Source organism: Pseudoalteromonas sp. 0802, assembly GCF_013350085.1.
In the GTDB taxonomy this organism is placed as follows: Bacteria; Pseudomonadota; Gammaproteobacteria; order Enterobacterales; family Alteromonadaceae; genus Pseudoalteromonas.
The window spans coordinates 34,253-50,404 of the sequence record NZ_JABVXE010000003.1 but is presented as its reverse complement, the minus strand read 5'-3'; the positions used below and the strand labels follow the sequence as shown (position 1 = coordinate 50,404).

Genomic DNA, 16,152 nt, shown 5'->3' with positions numbered 1-16,152 from the left:
CCCCTTACGCTTTTGCTTCTACTTGGTCTTTCTTGAAGGTACGAAGTACCCAGATGAATAAACCAATAATGAAGAATGCACTCGGTGGTAAAATCAATAGACCCATTGGTTGATACCAGCCACCATTTTGTACTAATGGAATAATATCAACACCGAATAGTGAACCTTTACCGAATAACTCACGGATGAAACCAACAGTTAGTAGTACTACTGAGTAGCCTAAACCGTTACCGATACCATCTAAGAAAGACATTAACGGTGGTGACTTCATTGCGTATGCTTCAGCACGACCCATTACGATACAGTTTGTAATGATTAGACCAACGAATACTGAAAGCTCTTTAGCAGTTGCATAAGAGAATGCTTGCAGTACTTGGTCAACAACGATTACAAGTGATGCGATGATCGTCATTTGCACGATGATACGTACAGATGATGGGATGTGGTTACGAATTGACGAAATAAACAAGCTAGAAAACGCAGTTACTAGTGTCAATGCGATTGACATGATTAGTGCATTTTTTAAGCTTGATGTTACCGCTAGCGCAGAACAAATACCTAGTACTTGTAATGCGATCGGGTTATTTGCGAATACCGGGCCAAATAGGACCGACTTCATTTCTTTAGTATCAGCCATTATTTCAACGCTCCTTCACGTACTTTCGCAAGGAATGGACCAAAGCCATGCTCGCCAGTCCAGAAGTCAACTGTGTGATCAACACCGTTTGAAGTTAATGTTGCACCAGAAAGACCATCGATTTGATGTTCGTTCTTCGCACCGCTCTTCATGATATTGATTGGTAACTCTTTACCTTGCCATTTAGCAGTCCATTGTGGATTTTGAATTTCACCACCTAGACCTGGCGTTTCGTTGTGCTTGAAGAAGTTGATGTTTTTAACTGTTTCACCATCGCTTTCAAGCGCTAAGAAGCCGTACATTACACCCCAAAGGCCGTAACCTTGGATTGGTAGAATGATTGCGTCTGTAGAACCATCAGGTTTCTTCGAAATATATACAGGTGAATTTTTTGTCATACGCTGAATACCAGCGATGTCTTTAATTCCTTCCGCTTTCAACGCAAAGCTACGAGCTTGGTCGAATTTTGTTTTCTCGAAGTCAAATGAGTTAGGATCAGCACCTTCAACAAACTCACCTGTGTTCATGTCTACAACACGTGCTTCAATTTTTGAGTTAAAGGTATCTGACACAGTACCTGATACTTCAATGCCTGCAGCCGCTAAGATATTGCGTTGAATATCTTGTGTTTTGTTAGCTTGCTGTAAAGGACGAAGCTGAACTGAAGCAAACGATACGATGATTGCACACACTAAACATAGTGCAACAACAACGGTTAGCGTTTTGCCGATTGATTCGTTATTACTAGACATTACGTGCCAACCTCCGCTTGATATTAGCTTGCACTACAAAGTGATCGAATAATGGTGCAAATAAGTTAGCAAATAAGATTGCTAGCATCATACCTTCTGGGAATGCCGGGTTAACAACACGGATCATTACAACCATAAAGCCGATTAACGCACCGTAAGCGAACTTACCTTTGTCTGTGAATGATGCAGATACTGGGTCTGTTGCCATGAAGAACATACCAAATGCAAAACCACCAAGAACTAAGTGCCAGTGCCAAGGCATAGCAAATACAGCATTGGTTTCTGAACCAATTGTATTTAGTAAGAATGCCGTTGCAACCATACCTAGGAATACACCTAGTACGATACGCCAAGAAGCGATACGCACATAAATTAGGAATAAACCACCGATTAATAGTGCTAGTGTTGACGTTTCACCTACAGAACCTTGAATGAAACCGTAGAACGCATTCCACCATAGCTCCATGTTGCTGTAATCAAGTGAACCAACAACAGCTTGGCCAAGCATAGTTGCACCAGAGAATGAATCTACTGCAGTCCATACTGTGTCACCTGAGATTTGCGCTGGGTATGCGAAGAATAAGAATGCACGACCGGCAAGAGCAGGGTTAAGGAAGTTACGACCTGTACCACCAAAGATTTCTTTAGCGATTACAACACCAAACGTAATACCTAGTGCAACTTGCCATAAAGGAATCGTTGCAGGCAGGATTAGTGCGAATAATACAGATGTTACGAAGAAACCTTCATTTACTTCGTGCTTACGCACTGAAGCAAATAGCACTTCCCAGAAACCACCCACAGCAAATGTTACTGCGTATATTGGTAGGAAGAAGCAGGCACCGTAAAACATTTTCGCGCCCCAACCAGAGTCAGCAGTTAATTCACCACCGAATAATTGGAACAGACCAACTTGCCATGTGTTTGCTAGTTCAAAACCTTGCGCTAAAGCACCAGCGGCCTGATGACCGATGTTGAACATACCAAAGAACATTGCAGGGAACGTCGCCATCCACACTAAAATCATCATACGTTTTAGATCGATGTTATCGCGAACGTGCGTTTTGCCTTTATTTACATAACCTGGCGTGTAGAAAATAGTCGCTGCAGCTTCGTAAAGCGCATACCATTTTTCGTGTTTACCACCCGGTTCAAAATGCGGCTCAATATCTTCTAGAAATTTCTTTAAACCCATCTCTCTAGCCTTCCTTCTCGATCGTAGTCAAGCAATCGCGTAGGATTGAACCGTACTCGTATTTACCTGGACAAACGAAGGTACATAATGCTAAATCTTCTTCATCAAGCTCTAGCGCACCTAACGAAATAGCACCATCAAGATCACGTGCGATTAAATCACGTAACAATAGTGTAGGTAGGATGTCTAAAGGCATAACACGCTCATAGCTACCAATTGGAACCATTGCACGCTTCGAACCACCTGTTGAAGTCGTCATGTTAAATAGACGGCTAGGAGCAAGGTGAGATAAGAAGGTACGTGTTACTGAGAACTTGTTAGCACCTGGTGCGATCCAACCGAATAGCTCTTTTTCGCGACCTTCAAGTAAAACAGATACTTGAACATGGTAACGACCTAAGAACGCGTGTGGACCTTGAGAGATAGCGCCTGATAATACAGAACCAGAAATTACACGGTTATCACCGTCTTCTAATTCACCAGCAACTAAATCATCTAAAGATGCACCTAGCTGAGTTTTCACTAAGCGTGGGTTTTTAACACGTGGACCAGCAAGAGAAACAACACGGTCTGTGAAGATTTCACCTGTTAGGAATAAATTACCAAACGCGATTACGTCTTGGTAACCTAAGTGCCAAACCTGCTTGCTTGCAGAAACTGGGTCTAAGTTATGAATGTGTGTACCAACAAGACCTGCCGGATGCTTGCCACCAAACTCATGTACTTCTACTTGAGGGATTGATGAACTAGGCACTTGGCTACCAGCTTGTTTACAAACAAATACTTTGCCGTCAGTTAAACGAGATACCACAGCTAAACCAGCTTCAAATGCTTGAGTGTTTTCAGCAATGATTACTGCAGGATCTGCAGCTAGCGGGTTAGTGTCGATAGCCGTTACAAAGATAGAGCTAGGATTTGCATCCAAAGCAGCTACTCTGCTGAATGGGCGAGCACGTAGTGCTGTCCATTGACCTGACTGAACTAGTACTTCTTTAACTTTTTCACGGTCTAAGCCCGAAAGCTCGTCGGCCTTGAAAGAGTCAAAGGTGATTTGCTCACTGCCATTAACTTCAATAACAACAGATTGCAGCACACGTTTAGCACCACGATTGATTTCTTTAACTACCCCAGAAGCTGGTGCAGTAAATAAGACGCCTGGGTTCTTTTTGTCTTCAAAAAGTACCTGGCCTTTTTTGACTTGGTCATCCACGCGAACATGCATGGTTGGACGCATACCAATATATTCTTCACCTAGCACAGCTACACGTTTGACGGCAGAACCATCGTGAATAACTTGCTGAGGTGCGCCCTCTATCGGTAAATCCAGACCTTTTTTTATGTTGATCATACGCACTTGCATTACATTAACGGAAAGAAACTGAAAAATCGTACCAACCACGTCGCCATTTGATATGCTCAAGTTAAACTCTAAGTATCAAAGAATAGCCTGTTTAACACCCCAAACAAGCAACGCAGTAAACTCCTCACATATATTGCCCGAATTTTAACATCAATCAGGGTGACTATGCGAGAGCAAATATGAAATTTATACGACAGATACGGTTATTTAGACTACAAAAACCTTTTGAATAAAATTCAATATAGACCAAAGTGCTATTGATGATGTTTTATTTTCACCCATAAACAAAAAAGTCGCTTAAAAAAGCGACTTTACAAAATCAAGTTTGTTCAGTGATTAATCGATCAGCTGTGAAATCGCAACATCAGGATTCACATCTTGCTCGTAATCTACGCTGTCGATACCAAAGCCGAATAAACGTAAAAATTCATTGTGGTAACCCACGTAGTCCGTTAATTCGTCAATCGTATCTGTATCTACTGTATCCCAAACATGTTGTACACGAGCTTGAACATCATCTTCTAACTCTTTGTAGTTTTGGAATAAATGACCACCTTCGTCAAAACGTGGGGTTTCACCGTAAAGGTTTTCAGTAAATAGTGAGTGAATTTGCTCAATGGTACCTTCGTAAGTCCCGTCTGCTTTCATTACTTTGAATAAAGCAGAGATATATAAAGGCATAATTGGAATTGCCGAGCTTGCTTGTGTCACAACCGCATTTAATGAAGAAACATACGCTTCACCATTTAAGCCTTTTGTAGACTCTTTGATTGCTTGAGTTGCACGGTCAAGATCTTCTTTCGCTTTACCAATTGTCGCATGACCGTAAATTGGCCACGTTAACTCTTTACCGATATAAGTGTAAGCGGTTGTTTTGAAGTTATCAGCGAGCACATCCGCTTCTTTTAATGCGTCAATCCACATTTCCCAATCTTCACCGCCCATTACTTTAATTGTATTGTCGATGTCTTCTTGGCTTGCTGCTTCAACGGTTACTTCATCAATCACACGTTTTGAAGTGTTTAGGTTCTTCGTAGTGATATCTGAGCCAATAGGCTTAAGTGTTGATGAGTAAGTTTCGCCTGTATTTGGATCAGTACGACGAGGTGACGCAAGGCTGTAGATAACTAAATCAATTTTACCTAAATCAGCTTTGATAGTATCAATTGCTTTTTGCTTGATTTCGTTAGAAAACGCATCGCCATTGATATTTTTAGACCATAAGCCTGCTTCTTCAGCGGCTGTTTGGAATGCTGCTGTGTTGTACCAACCTGCAGAACCCGTTTTGCGTTCGCTACCTTCTTTTTCAAAGAAAATACCTAACGTTTTAGCACCGCCACCAAATGCAGCCGTGATACGTGATGCTAGGCCGTAACCTGTAGACGCACCAATCACTAATACATTCTTAGGTGCATTGCTCAGTGGTCCTTGCGCTTTCACATAATTAATTTGTTCTTGTACGTGCTCAGCACACCCTACTGGATGCGCGTTAGTGCAGATAAATCCACGAATTTTCGGCTTAATGACCATTGATCATCCTATATCTATCACAATAAAAATTAGCGCTAGTTTAAAGGCTAATAGTTAAAATACAGGTCTGATCAGTAAAACTTTTCAGACCCACTTAAATCTTTCGAGCTTAAAACCCCAAGTGACAAGCAGTTTAGAGTGACTGTCCTGCTAACTTTAGGTGACTGTCCTTCTAACTTTGAGTGACTGTCCTGCTAATTTAGTCGAACTTTGAGCCACCTAAGCATTTTGGTGATTCAGGTGCCTGTCCATGTTGTTCACTAAACTCTTCTGGAGTAAATGTGTGAATCGCTAATGCATGAATGTGGTTTGCTAATTCATCTTTTAATAGCTCATTAATTTGACGGTGACGGGCAAGCAAACGTTTACCTGCAAATTCTTCGCTCACAACCACCACTTTAAAATGCGATTCAGTTCCACGGCTATGCATATGGCTTTCATTGACAACATTCAGGTGTTTACATTCGATACCCGCAGCAAGCTTTTGCTCTATTTGTTGTTGCATTGACATGTGTCATAGACCTTTAATAAGAAAATAATGCCAGCTACTATATCAAGGGCATGAGTCATTTTGCCAATGATTTTATATGATTGAACGAAAGGTAAGGTTAATTCGAGGGTGTTTAAGTCTTTGCTGCTTTGGCAAACTATGCTGGTAATCGCGCTGGCTAAAACCATTCATGATTAAACAGCTACCACTTTGCAGCACAATGCTATGTTGTTCATTATTATGTTTGTGCTTTATTTTAAATATCCGTTCGGCCCCTAGTGATACAGAAGCGATTGTCGGTTGCTCCCCAAGTTCTTTCTCATCGTCACTATGCCAGCCCATACAATCATGACCATCTCGATACAAATTAACTAAAAGCGCATTGAATGGTATCTGCAAAGTTCTTGATAAGCGTACACGCATGGCATCAAGCACCTCTGGCCATGGCTCAACGATTAACTGTGAACCCGAGTAGCCATAACTTACGTTCTGATCAGCAATAAAGCATTGCAAACGTGGGATCACATGGCTTTTTCCGTACACCTTTATAGTTGGTTGTTGCCAATTAAGCTGTTGCTGAAGATAGTAAAATAATTCGAGGCTTTTTTGTGCACTCAATGCATTGGCTTGGTAAGAAAACCCATCAGGTAAATGATTAGGGTTGGCGTTTGGCTGTTGCATGTTAGAATTTACCTATACATTAATACATTCGTAAAATCATGATGACCACCCAAGCACAGCTCGGTGATAACACCTATACCCTAGAACGCTTTCCGTTAGATCAAAAGAATCGCAGTCTTCAAGCGTGGGACTCAGGCGATGAGTACCTTGTCAATTATGTACAAGAGCACTATCCAGATGCAAATTCAATCCTGATACTCAATGACAGTTTTGGCGCTTTAGCCTGTGCCTTTAATACGTTAACAGTTTATTCAGTTAACGACTCGTATATTAGTCATCAAGCTACCCGTTATAATTTACAAGCCAATGAGTTATCAACAGATTCTTTAACGCAACTGGACTCATTAGCTGCGTTACCTAGTCAGGTTGATTTAGTGATATTAAAAGTGCCACGCAATTTAGGCTACCTTCAGCATCAACTTGCCGCAATCAGTGCAGCTTTACCTGCCGACATTGATGTTATTGCAGCTGGAAAAACAAAAGACATTCATAACTCAACAATTAAGGCTTTTAGTCAGTATATCGGTGAAACCTCAACCAGCTTAGCGGTTAAAAAGTCCCGCTTAATTATCAGTAAAACCAGTGGTCTTAATAAAGTTGCCCCCTTCCCTGTTAACTGGCCACTTGAAGGAAGTGAGTTTGAAATTCAAAATCATGCTAATGTTTTTTCTCGAGATTCACTCGATATTGGCGCGCGTTTTTTCTTTAACTATTTGCCACAAACTAGCAAAGCTCGCAGCATCATTGATTTAGGCTGTGGCAATGGTGTTGTTGGCTTAATGACCTTAAAGCGCTGCCCTAAAGCCCATGTAACCTTCGTTGATGAGTCGTATATGGCCGTTGAATCAGCCAAGTTAAATATCACTCACAATCTACCTGAGCAATTAGAACAGTGTGAGTTTGTCCAAAACGATTGCTTAACCGATTTTCAACCTAATAGTGTTGATCTTGTTTTATGTAACCCACCATTCCACCAAGCACAAGCGGTTACTGATCATATTGCTTGGCAAATGTTCAAACAGGCAAAACACACATTAAAGCACGGTGGTGAATTAAGAATTATTGGTAATCGTCATCTAGACTATCATGAAAAGTTAAAACGCATGTTCGGCAATTGTAAGTTGTTAGGGTCTAACAAAAAGTTTGTCGTACTAAGTGCAACAAAGAATAATTAATGGAGCTAACTAAATGAAAAAAATACTTCCTTTATGTGCGGTGCTTGCGCTTGCGGCATGTAGCAACCAACCCAATCAATTAATTTTGAATCCAGTCTATCAAGGCGGCAAAATTTCAAACCTTAGTACTAGCGTTAGTACTAGCGTAATTGATTTACGCGGCGACAACGTGACCCTAAAAATTATTGAATCAGATAAAACTAAAACGCTTGCCAGCCCAGGTATAACTGATTCAGTTAAAAGCGCTCTAGACAGTGCATTAAGCCGAAATGGAGCAAGTATCTCAAACCTGGCGACAACACGCTTTGAATTAGATATTCATAAGCTACAAGCAGTTGTTACTGAAAAGATGATGACTCACACAAGTGACGCAACTATTGAATTAGGCTTAAGAGTAATCAGAAATTCAAGCACTTTCAGCAAGATATACCGTGGTAATGCAAACTTAGAAGGGCCACTCAGCCATGACCGTGCAAAAGTAGAAGGTCAGCTTAATAAGTTGACTGAGCAAATAATTACCCGCATTGTATCTGACCCAGAATTAATCGCCTATTTAGAAGGTTAACTATGAAGCGTATTTTATTACTTAGTTTTATATTGTTTTTTGCTCACAGTTCATTCGCAGCGACTGAGGGAAAATTTATTCAAAAAGATAATATGTTTCCACGCGTAGAAATTGTCACTACGCTTGGCAGTATTGTGGTCGAAATGGATCGTTCACGCGCACCAATAACCGTAAATAACTTTCTAACTTACGTTGCCGACGGTAGCTATCAAGGTAGTGTGTTTCACCGTGTAGAACGTGATGAAGACAACGAACGTGATTTTGTTATTCAAGGCGGTGGTTACGATAAAGACTATGATGGTCTGTACGAAGGTGACCCTATTTTTAATGAAAGTGGCAACGGGTTAAAAAACGATATGTATAGCATCGCAATGGCATATCAAGACCGTAAACCTCACTCAGGTACTCGTCAGTTTTTCTTTAATATGGACGATAACGATCATCTTAATCCTGGTCGCGACTGGGGCTTTGCCGTATTCGGTATGGTCATGGATGGCTATGACACACTAGACAAAATCATGCGTGTCGAAACCGCTTTTAACGAAAAAATCGGTTACAGCTTTGTACCCAAAGATCCTGTTGTTATCTTAAACGTAAAAGTGCTTGACGCTAATCAATAATAAATAGGGGCGCACGCCCCTTAAACTGGCAACACTATGACAAAACCCCTTTCTATTTCAGAGTATTTCTCGTACTTCAAAGATAAACGTTTAATCAATATATTCATCTTTGGTATCAGTAGTGGCTTTCCTTGGGTATTGATTGGCTCAGTCATGTCGGCTTGGCTAAAAGATGAAGGTCTAAGCCGCAGTATGATTGGGTTATTTGGCATCGTGTTTGGTGCGTATAGCATTAACTTTTTATGGTCACCGCTCGTTGACCGTGTAAAGTTACCTGTTTTATTTAACTGGCTAGGCCAGCGCCGTAGCTGGATTTTACTTTGCCAGTCAGTGATTTTTATTGGCACCTTTTCACTTGCTGGGCTCGATATCAAGGCCAACCTCTGGTTTGCTGCCGCGCTGTGTTTAGTTATTGCTATCGCTTCTGCGACTCAAGATATTGCTATTGATGCATTTCGTATCGACACTTTAGCCGAAAACGAAAGCCACAAAGCCACCGCAGCAGCTGCAATGGCCACTTCAGGTTGGTGGAGCGGTTACGCCCTATTAGGCGCCCTGCCATTTTATATGGCCGACATCCCTTCAATTGATTGGCCACAAGTTTACTTTTTCTTATCTGTGGTAATGCTACTATTAATGAGCAGCGTATTGTGGGCAAAAGAACCCGAATCAAACCGTGACGCTGTTCAAGCTGAGCTTGAACAAACCTATCAACAAAAGCTGGCTGGTAGTACGCAGACTCGCTTTGCTAAAGTTATTGCATGGCTTGCTGTAACCGTTTTTGACCCTTTCAGAACCTTCTTTGCCCGTAATGGCGTAAAAACAGCATTGGCATTATTGGCCTTTATTTTCTTATTTAAAATCGGTGAAGCCTTTTTAGGGCGAATGTCTATCGTGTTTTATAAAGAAGTGGGCTTTTCAAATAGTGACATAGCGACCTTCTCAAAAGTGGGTACTGCAGTGCTCACCATTGCTTTTACTTTTTTAGGAAGCTTATTCAATCAACGCTATGGCATTGTAAAAGGCTTGTTTATTAGTGGTATTGCGATGGCAGCCTCAAACCTTGCCTTTGCTTGGATTGCGATTGCAGGTCCTAAACTAAGCCTGTACGCGTTTGCTATTATTATTGATGGTTTTACCCAAGCTTGGTCACTCGTTGCCATGGTGGCGTTTATATCCATGTTATGTGATAGAGCATTTAGTGCGACCCACTATGCACTACTTGCTTCATTGGGTAATTTAGGCAGAACCTTACTGTCGAGCTACAGTGGCGTGGTTATTGATGACTGGTTAGGTGGAAACTGGGCGATGTTCTTTGTGCTAACTGCATTGATGGTGATCCCATCACTGGTATTTTTATTCTTAATCCGCCATAAGCTTTATGCGTTAGAAAACAACTATCATCAAAACAATTAACAAATTTGATACGTATGTGATTAGTATGATGAAAATGCAAGGGAGGGGCTTTAAATAGCGCTTCCTTGCACTATTTGTATTACTTTAAAAGCGGCGTTTCGCTTTTAGTAATGAATAATTAAGCGTCTTTAAGTAAGTTAAGACCTTCGTATGGGTCAACTTCTAAAGCATCGCAATAACGCATGAATTCAATTACATCTAAACGACGTTCTTGGTTTTCAATTTTACCAATAAAAGAATGTGGCGTACCTAAAACCTGTGCAAGGCTACGCATTGTGTGACCTTTTTCATGACGCTTAGTTTTAAGCCATTTCGTTAATTTCGAGTTTTCTTCAGAAGAAACTGTTTTACCCATCATAAAATACATCTCCTACTAGATGATTCAAGTTAATAATTTAAGAGTGAAATTTGCCCGTCTCACTCTTGGACACATTATATACTAATAATTTTCAGTTTGAATGATTAATTATACAAATGTCCACCTTTTAGGTATGGACCGTTTTAGTATACAAGCTTAAGTGTAGCTAAAATTAAAGCATGTGCTCTATAGTTAACTGGTTAACTGTACCAAAAAATTAATCAATTGGAAGTGTAACAAGATGAAAGTATCACTTTAAAATCTGCATATTTATGCTTAAAGTGTATGTAAATACTGAAAAAGGCTAGGAAATGTTTCGTATATTATTTTTGTTGCCAATTGTACTGTGTGTAGCGTGGTACCTTTTTTTAAAACAAAATCGTGTACCAATTAAGCAAGGCAAGAAGGGGTTTGTGTATATTTTAATCGCCTCTGCGTTAGTTTTAGGCTTCTTTTTACTGATGATTAAAGTGACCCAACACTAGGGTCACTCATTTTTAATTAATCAGTAACGAATTTACCGATTACCGACGACGATCTCGCATCATTAACAAGCAAGGCGTAAGTACCAGTGTCAATACAGTAGCAAATGTTAATCCACCCGCAACAGCCGTGGCCAATTGCACCCACCACTGAGTAGATGGCGCACCAAAATCAATATGACGGTTAAATAAGTCAATATTCACTTGCAGTACCATCGGCATTAATCCCAATATGGTGGTTACGGTAGTTAATAGTACTGGCCTTAAACGCTGAGCACCAGTTCGTAAAATCGCATCTTTTGCAGCAAGACCTTGGCTACGTAAAACATTATAGGTATCAATCAATACAATATTGTTATTAACCACAATACCTGCAAGCGAGATAACCCCGATGCCTGACATCACGATACCAAACGGTTGCTGTAATACGATTAAGCCTAAGAACACACCCACAGTTGAAAACAGTACAGCACTTAAAATCAAAAATGCCTGATAAAAGCTATTAAATTGCGTTACCAGAATGATCCCCATCACAAACAGGGCAACCACAAAAGCCTGCTCAAGGAAGGCTTCTGATTCATCTTGATCTTCAGTTTCACCGCGCACTTTAATTTTCACGCGCGGATCTAACCCTTGCTCCTCTAGTTGCGCTTGTAAGCGTGGCAACGCTTTAGCAAGTTGTTCACCCGGTTTCATGTCTGCATTAACGGTAACAACGCGCTGAGAATCAACACGGCGAATAGTATCAACTTTAGGAGCTGCTTGACGCTCAACAAAGTGACTAATTGGCACTTGCCCGTGCATAGTTTTTACACGCAACGTTTCAAGACGTCCTAAATCTCGCTTGTCATGAGGAAAGCGTACGCGAATATCAATCTCGTCATCAACATCATCAGGGCGGTATTCCCCTAGTTTTAAACCATTAGTAATAAGCTGAACATTCGCCCCTAGCATACTGGCATCCGCACCAAAACGAGCCGCATCCGAACGATTCAATTTAAGTTGCCACTCAATGCCCGGTTTTGAAGCACTGTCATCAACATTTCGGAACGCGCCATCATTTTCGATGGCTTGCCTTACTCGTTTAGCTTCACTGTTAAGCACATCAACAAATCGAGAGCTCAGCTCAATACTTAGCGCTTTACCACCACCTGGGCCGTTTTCATCTTTACGAAGTTCAATTTCTACACCAGCATAACTTGCCGTGATTTCGTTAACTTGACTGATTATATCTTCTGCAGGTGGGCGCTCATCCCAATCTTTTAGATTCATTCTAAACGTGCCTACCTGATCTTTACCGCCAGTACGGGCATACAAGGTTTTAATACCTTCCACTTTTAAAATGCGTGACTCGATGTCTTTCATGATCACGTCTTTTTCAAAAATAGATAAGTCACTGTAAGAACGTACTTTGATATTAACGCCATTTGGCTCAACATCAGGAAAGAACTCAACCCCTAGTTTAGAAACCGCAAATGCAAAGAACACCAAAATAGAAAACACGATTGCAGCAGCTAGGCTCCACCAAGGGCGCTCTGTTGCATAATCAAGCACTCGAATATAACGCCCAAGCATCCCTTTGATTTGCGTTAAATCGCCGCACTCTGCTAACTCTAAATCCTGTTTTTGCTGTTCAGAGAGCGGCCGTGACTTTCCTATTAATCCACCAATAGTTGGCACAAACACCAATGCCATAAGTAATGACGCAGACAAGGTGGCAATAAGCGTAATCGGCAAGTATTTCATAAACTCGCCCATCATTCCCGGCCAAAATATCAATGGTGCAAAGGCCGCTAATGTCGTTGCCGTAGAAGCGATGATTGGCCACGCCATGCGCTCAGCAGCCAATTTATAAGCAGCCTTGCGCGGTTTGCCTTCACTCATTGCTCTATCTGCAAACTCACTAACAACAATTGCGCCATCCACCAGCATACCGACAGCCATGATGAGTGCAAAAAGCACCACGATATTCACCGTTAAACCAAACACAGAGATCACTAAAATCCCGGTTAAGAATGAGCCTGGAATGGCAATCCCCACTAAGAAGGCGGTGCGCGCGCCAAGTACCGCCACAATAACGATAACTACCAACAATACAGCAGACAGCACATTATTTTGCAGATCAGAGAGCATCATTTTCACGTCTTTTGACATGTCGCCGGTGTAATCAACTCGTATATGCTCAGGCCAAATTGTCTTGGCCTCATTAACCACTTTTTTAACTTGATCGACCGTATCAATAATATTTTCGCCAGCACGTTTTTTCACTTCCAGCGAAACCGCATGACGGCCATTAATACGTGCGATTGAGGTTGGGTCTTTATATGCTCGGCGAATTTTTGCTACGTCCATAAAACGCACCACCCTATCGCCAACAACTTTCACAGGTTGCTCCATCACATCTTGAATAGTCTCAAATACCGACGGAATTTTTACAGCAAAGCGGCCTTTACCAGTATCAAGGGTACCGGCAGCAACTAAGCGGTTGTTATTTGATAGCAGTTGAATAATATCATTCGGTTCAAGGCCATAAGAAATCATCGCCAATGGTTCGACCTCAATTTCGACCATATCTTCGCGGTCACCACCTACATCAACTTCTAATACGCTAGAAATGCTTTCTAGTTCATCTTTAAGATTACGGGCAAGAGTGAGTAAACCTCGCTCTGGCGCATCACCTGACAAGGTTAATGTAATGGTTGGCTGCTCATCTTCCATCAAGATTTCATGAACTTCTGGCTCTTCTGATTCAGAAGGCAGTTTTGCCTTAGCTAAACTAACTTTATCTCGTACATCAGCTAAGGCTTCTTTTGGGTCCATACCCGCGATAAACTCAAGGGTCACAGAGGCATGCCCTTCACTTGCCACCGCTGACATTTCTTTTACGCCTTCAATCGAGCGGAGCTCAATCTCCATTGGCCTAACTAATAGCCGCTCTGCATCTTCAGGGGAAATACCGTCATGAATAATCGACACATAAATAAAAGGAATGGTGACATCAGGATTCGCTTCTTTAGGGATGGTTTGATATGTCACCCAGCCCGAGATCAGCAACAAGATAAAAATAGATAAAACTGTACGCGTGTGAGTCAACGACGCTTCAATTAAGTTTTTCATACTTAGTTGCTCGTTGCTTCAGTAAACACAGGCTCAACTTTATCACCAGCACGTACAAAGCCTTGACCAAGGGTAATAACATTCGCTTGCTCACCTAAGCCCCAAAGCCAAACGCCTTGCTCGGTGCTTTTAGCTAGATTTACCGACTTAAACTCTACAATATTGTCGTCATTCACGACTTTTACGCCGATATTACCTTGTTCATCTAGGGCCATAAAAGCCGGGCTTAATAACATGGCAGGCTCAGTTGGCAACTCAATATTAAGCTGAGTCGAAAAACCTGCTTTATATTTCATACCTGGGTTTTCAAACGCCGCTTCGATGCGAAATGTATTGGTGCTGTCATCAGCAACAGAGGCAATATAACGAATTCGACCCGGATAGGTTTTGTCATTTAACACATGAGCAAAGGTAGCTTGCCCAACTTCTAAGCCTTGCACTTCTTTTTGAGTCGCATCGGCTCTGACAATTAACGGGTCTAAATCAGCGAGCTGCAAAATAGGGTCGCCTATGCCAACATAATCACCAATTTCGACTAAACGTTTGTTGATAACGCCATCAAAAGCAGCACGTACTTCAGTGCGCTCTAGCTTTAATTCAAGGCTTGCCAAAGTTGCTTTTGCTTGTTGCAACATAGCTTGTGCTTGCATGGTCAATACTTTGTTTTGTAAACCTTGCTGATTAAGCTTAAGCGCGCCTTCGTATTCAGTTTGATACTGGGCAACTAAGGCTTCTGCTGATGTGATTTGGGCGGCTAAATCAGATTTGTCGAGACGTAAAATAACCTGATCTTGTTTTACAAACTGACCTTCTTCAACCAAAATTTCGAGTACTTGCCCTGCTTGCCTAGCGCTAATGTTCGCGATTTTGTCAGGCTCTGATTTTCCATAAAAAGTTAGGTTTTTATTAATATTCTTAGCGACCAAGGGCATCACTTGCACTTTAGGCAAGCGCTCTTGAACTTGCTCATCACTTTGCTGTGCTTTTTGATCTGCTTTGCTATCCCCAGATAGCATCCACAGTACAATCACCAAAACAATGGCGATAGCTAAAATATAGGGTTTCTTTTCTATTGTTGTAGTTATATTTGGCAACGCAAAATTCCTTCTAATAATGCGTAAAATTTAGCAGAGGCAAGATATTATGAGACATTAAAGCAATAAAAAAGCCACATAAAGTGGCTTTTTTAAATAATTCGTTAAACGCTGAAGCTGGCTCCGCAACCACAGGTTGTTGTTGCATTCGGGTTATTAACAAAAAAGCGTGCGCCTTCAAGCCCTTCGGTGTAATCCACGGTACCATCAACTAAATATTGAATACTCATAGGGTCAATTACTAGCGTTACACCATTTTTAACAATTTCTAAATCGCCAGGGTTAGCTTTTTCATCAAAAGTAAAACCATATTGGAAACCTGAGCAACCACCACCTGTTACATAAACACGTAGTTTAAGATCTGGATTCTCTTCTTCTTCGATTAACTGTTTAACACGAACAGCTGCTGCATCGCTGAACTTGATTGGCAACTCATCTGACATACCAAAACCCTCATAACCTATATTGGCCGCAATTATCTAATACCCGAGTGTTTTAATCAAGTATCACCAGAAGAGCATCTCAATTATGGTGAGGGTAACTGGCTAACCCATTCGCCTTGGACTAAAGTTTATTTGTACTACATTTGGGTTGGCATGAGTTTGCACTGAGGGAAGATAATTGTGATAGAGCATTTCAAGCTGCATTTTATAACTGATAATTTAAGCAGTGCGCAGGTC

Annotated in this window: 15 protein-coding genes; 4 read left to right on the top strand and 11 right to left on the bottom strand. The window is 41.3% G+C overall.

Going from position 1 to position 16,152, the window contains the following annotated elements; all coding sequences use genetic code 11:
• Positions 1 to 4: 4 nt before the first annotated feature.
• The 7 genes from HUS61_RS07875 to HUS61_RS07845 form a co-directional block, all read right to left on the bottom strand.
• Entirely contained in the window at positions 5 to 637 is a 633-nt protein-coding gene (locus tag HUS61_RS07875; protein ID WP_054554281.1) for an NADH:ubiquinone reductase (Na(+)-transporting) subunit D, read from the bottom strand.
• Positions 637 to 1,389 carry a Na(+)-translocating NADH-quinone reductase subunit C gene (locus tag HUS61_RS07870; RefSeq protein WP_054562304.1) on the bottom strand — a complete coding sequence of 251 codons (753 nt, stop codon included), beginning with the start codon at positions 1,387 to 1,389 and terminating at the stop codon, positions 637 to 639. Before HUS61_RS07870 ends, HUS61_RS07875 begins: the two co-directional genes overlap by 1 nt.
• Positions 1,382 to 2,584: an NADH:ubiquinone reductase (Na(+)-transporting) subunit B gene (locus tag HUS61_RS07865; protein ID WP_062566711.1), complete on the bottom strand. Its 1,203-nt coding sequence runs from the start codon at positions 2,582 to 2,584 to the stop codon at positions 1,382 to 1,384. Before HUS61_RS07865 ends, HUS61_RS07870 begins: the two co-directional genes overlap by 8 nt.
• Positions 2,585 to 2,588: 4 nt before the next feature.
• The gene (locus HUS61_RS07860; protein ID WP_054562348.1) at positions 2,589 to 3,932 is read right to left on the bottom strand and encodes a Na(+)-translocating NADH-quinone reductase subunit A; all 1,344 of its coding nucleotides are present in this window, start codon (positions 3,930 to 3,932) and stop codon (positions 2,589 to 2,591) included.
• 348 nt (positions 3,933 to 4,280) lie between these two features.
• Positions 4,281 to 5,474, bottom strand: a complete 1,194-nt coding sequence (gene fabV, locus HUS61_RS07855) for an enoyl-ACP reductase FabV (RefSeq protein ID WP_054562305.1) — start codon at positions 5,472 to 5,474, stop codon at positions 4,281 to 4,283.
• A 199-nt stretch (positions 5,475 to 5,673) separates the two neighbouring features.
• On the bottom strand, positions 5,674 to 5,985 hold the full coding sequence (locus tag HUS61_RS07850) for a BolA family transcriptional regulator (protein ID WP_054554277.1): 312 nt from the start codon (positions 5,983 to 5,985) through the stop codon (positions 5,674 to 5,676).
• Positions 5,986 to 6,057: 72 nt separating this feature from the next.
• Positions 6,058 to 6,645 carry an alpha-ketoglutarate-dependent dioxygenase AlkB gene (locus tag HUS61_RS07845; protein WP_175082294.1) on the bottom strand — a complete coding sequence of 196 codons (588 nt, stop codon included), beginning with the start codon at positions 6,643 to 6,645 and terminating at the stop codon, positions 6,058 to 6,060.
• Between the two features lie 41 nt (positions 6,646 to 6,686).
• Here HUS61_RS07845 and HUS61_RS07840 point away from each other — a divergent pair, with 41 nt between their 5' ends.
• From HUS61_RS07840 to HUS61_RS07825, 4 genes are read left to right on the top strand one after another with little or no spacing between them, the layout of a single operon-like run.
• Entirely contained in the window at positions 6,687 to 7,820 is a 1,134-nt protein-coding gene (locus HUS61_RS07840) for a methyltransferase (RefSeq protein WP_175082400.1), read from the top strand.
• Positions 7,821 to 7,833: 13 nt separating this feature from the next.
• Positions 7,834 to 8,385, top strand: a complete 552-nt coding sequence (locus HUS61_RS07835; protein ID WP_054562307.1) for a YajG family lipoprotein — start codon at positions 7,834 to 7,836, stop codon at positions 8,383 to 8,385.
• A gap of 2 nt (positions 8,386 to 8,387) precedes the next feature.
• Complete coding sequence (locus HUS61_RS07830; protein WP_054562308.1) at positions 8,388 to 9,005, top strand: peptidylprolyl isomerase; 618 nt, start codon at positions 8,388 to 8,390, stop codon at positions 9,003 to 9,005.
• Positions 9,006 to 9,041: 36 nt separating this feature from the next.
• Positions 9,042 to 10,421 (top strand): AmpG family muropeptide MFS transporter, encoded by a 1,380-nt coding sequence (locus HUS61_RS07825; protein ID WP_054562309.1) that lies wholly within the window; start codon positions 9,042 to 9,044, stop codon positions 10,419 to 10,421.
• 118 nt (positions 10,422 to 10,539) lie between these two features.
• Here HUS61_RS07825 and HUS61_RS07820 read toward each other — a convergent pair whose 3' ends face one another.
• The 4 genes from HUS61_RS07820 to erpA all read right to left on the bottom strand — a co-directional run bounded on the left by HUS61_RS07820 (position 10,540) and on the right by erpA (position 15,915).
• On the bottom strand, positions 10,540 to 10,779 hold the full coding sequence (locus HUS61_RS07820) for a helix-turn-helix transcriptional regulator (RefSeq protein WP_054562310.1): 240 nt from the start codon (positions 10,777 to 10,779) through the stop codon (positions 10,540 to 10,542).
• 524 nt (positions 10,780 to 11,303) lie between these two features.
• A complete protein-coding gene (locus HUS61_RS07815; RefSeq protein ID WP_175082293.1) occupies positions 11,304 to 14,378 on the bottom strand; it encodes an efflux RND transporter permease subunit in 3,075 nt (1,024 codons plus the stop codon).
• Positions 14,379 to 14,380: 2 nt separating this feature from the next.
• The gene (locus HUS61_RS07810) at positions 14,381 to 15,472 is read right to left on the bottom strand and encodes an efflux RND transporter periplasmic adaptor subunit (protein ID WP_252949125.1); all 1,092 of its coding nucleotides are present in this window, start codon (positions 15,470 to 15,472) and stop codon (positions 14,381 to 14,383) included.
• A 104-nt stretch (positions 15,473 to 15,576) separates the two neighbouring features.
• The gene (gene erpA / locus HUS61_RS07805) at positions 15,577 to 15,915 is read right to left on the bottom strand and encodes an iron-sulfur cluster insertion protein ErpA (RefSeq protein WP_054562313.1); all 339 of its coding nucleotides are present in this window, start codon (positions 15,913 to 15,915) and stop codon (positions 15,577 to 15,579) included.
• Positions 15,916 to 16,152: the final 237 nt, after the last annotated feature.

Excerpts from the sequence above, each read along its gene's own strand:
- fabV (WP_054562305.1), bottom strand. The coding sequence starts at position 5,474 with ATGGTCATTAAGCCGAAAATTCGTGGATTTATCTGCACTAACGCGCAT.
- HUS61_RS07845 (WP_175082294.1), bottom strand. The coding sequence starts at position 6,645 with ATGCAACAGCCAAACGCCAACCCTAATCATTTACCTGATGGGTTTTCT.
- erpA (WP_054562313.1), bottom strand. The coding sequence starts at position 15,915 with ATGTCAGATGAGTTGCCAATCAAGTTCAGCGATGCAGCAGCTGTTCGT.
- HUS61_RS07815 (WP_175082293.1), bottom strand. The coding sequence starts at position 14,378 with ATGAAAAACTTAATTGAAGCGTCGTTGACTCACACGCGTACAGTTTTA.
- HUS61_RS07865 (WP_062566711.1), bottom strand. The coding sequence starts at position 2,584 with ATGGGTTTAAAGAAATTTCTAGAAGATATTGAGCCGCATTTTGAACCG.
- HUS61_RS07870 (WP_054562304.1), bottom strand. The coding sequence starts at position 1,389 with ATGTCTAGTAATAACGAATCAATCGGCAAAACGCTAACCGTTGTTGTT.
- HUS61_RS07850 (WP_054554277.1), bottom strand. The coding sequence starts at position 5,985 with ATGTCAATGCAACAACAAATAGAGCAAAAGCTTGCTGCGGGTATCGAA.
- HUS61_RS07825 (WP_054562309.1), top strand. The coding sequence starts at position 9,042 with ATGACAAAACCCCTTTCTATTTCAGAGTATTTCTCGTACTTCAAAGAT.
- HUS61_RS07820 (WP_054562310.1), bottom strand. The coding sequence starts at position 10,779 with ATGATGGGTAAAACAGTTTCTTCTGAAGAAAACTCGAAATTAACGAAA.
- HUS61_RS07840 (WP_175082400.1), top strand. The coding sequence starts at position 6,687 with ATGACCACCCAAGCACAGCTCGGTGATAACACCTATACCCTAGAACGC.
- HUS61_RS07830 (WP_054562308.1), top strand. The coding sequence starts at position 8,388 with ATGAAGCGTATTTTATTACTTAGTTTTATATTGTTTTTTGCTCACAGT.
- HUS61_RS07875 (WP_054554281.1), bottom strand. The coding sequence starts at position 637 with ATGGCTGATACTAAAGAAATGAAGTCGGTCCTATTTGGCCCGGTATTC.
- HUS61_RS07860 (WP_054562348.1), bottom strand. The coding sequence starts at position 3,932 with ATGATCAACATAAAAAAAGGTCTGGATTTACCGATAGAGGGCGCACCT.
- HUS61_RS07835 (WP_054562307.1), top strand. The coding sequence starts at position 7,834 with ATGAAAAAAATACTTCCTTTATGTGCGGTGCTTGCGCTTGCGGCATGT.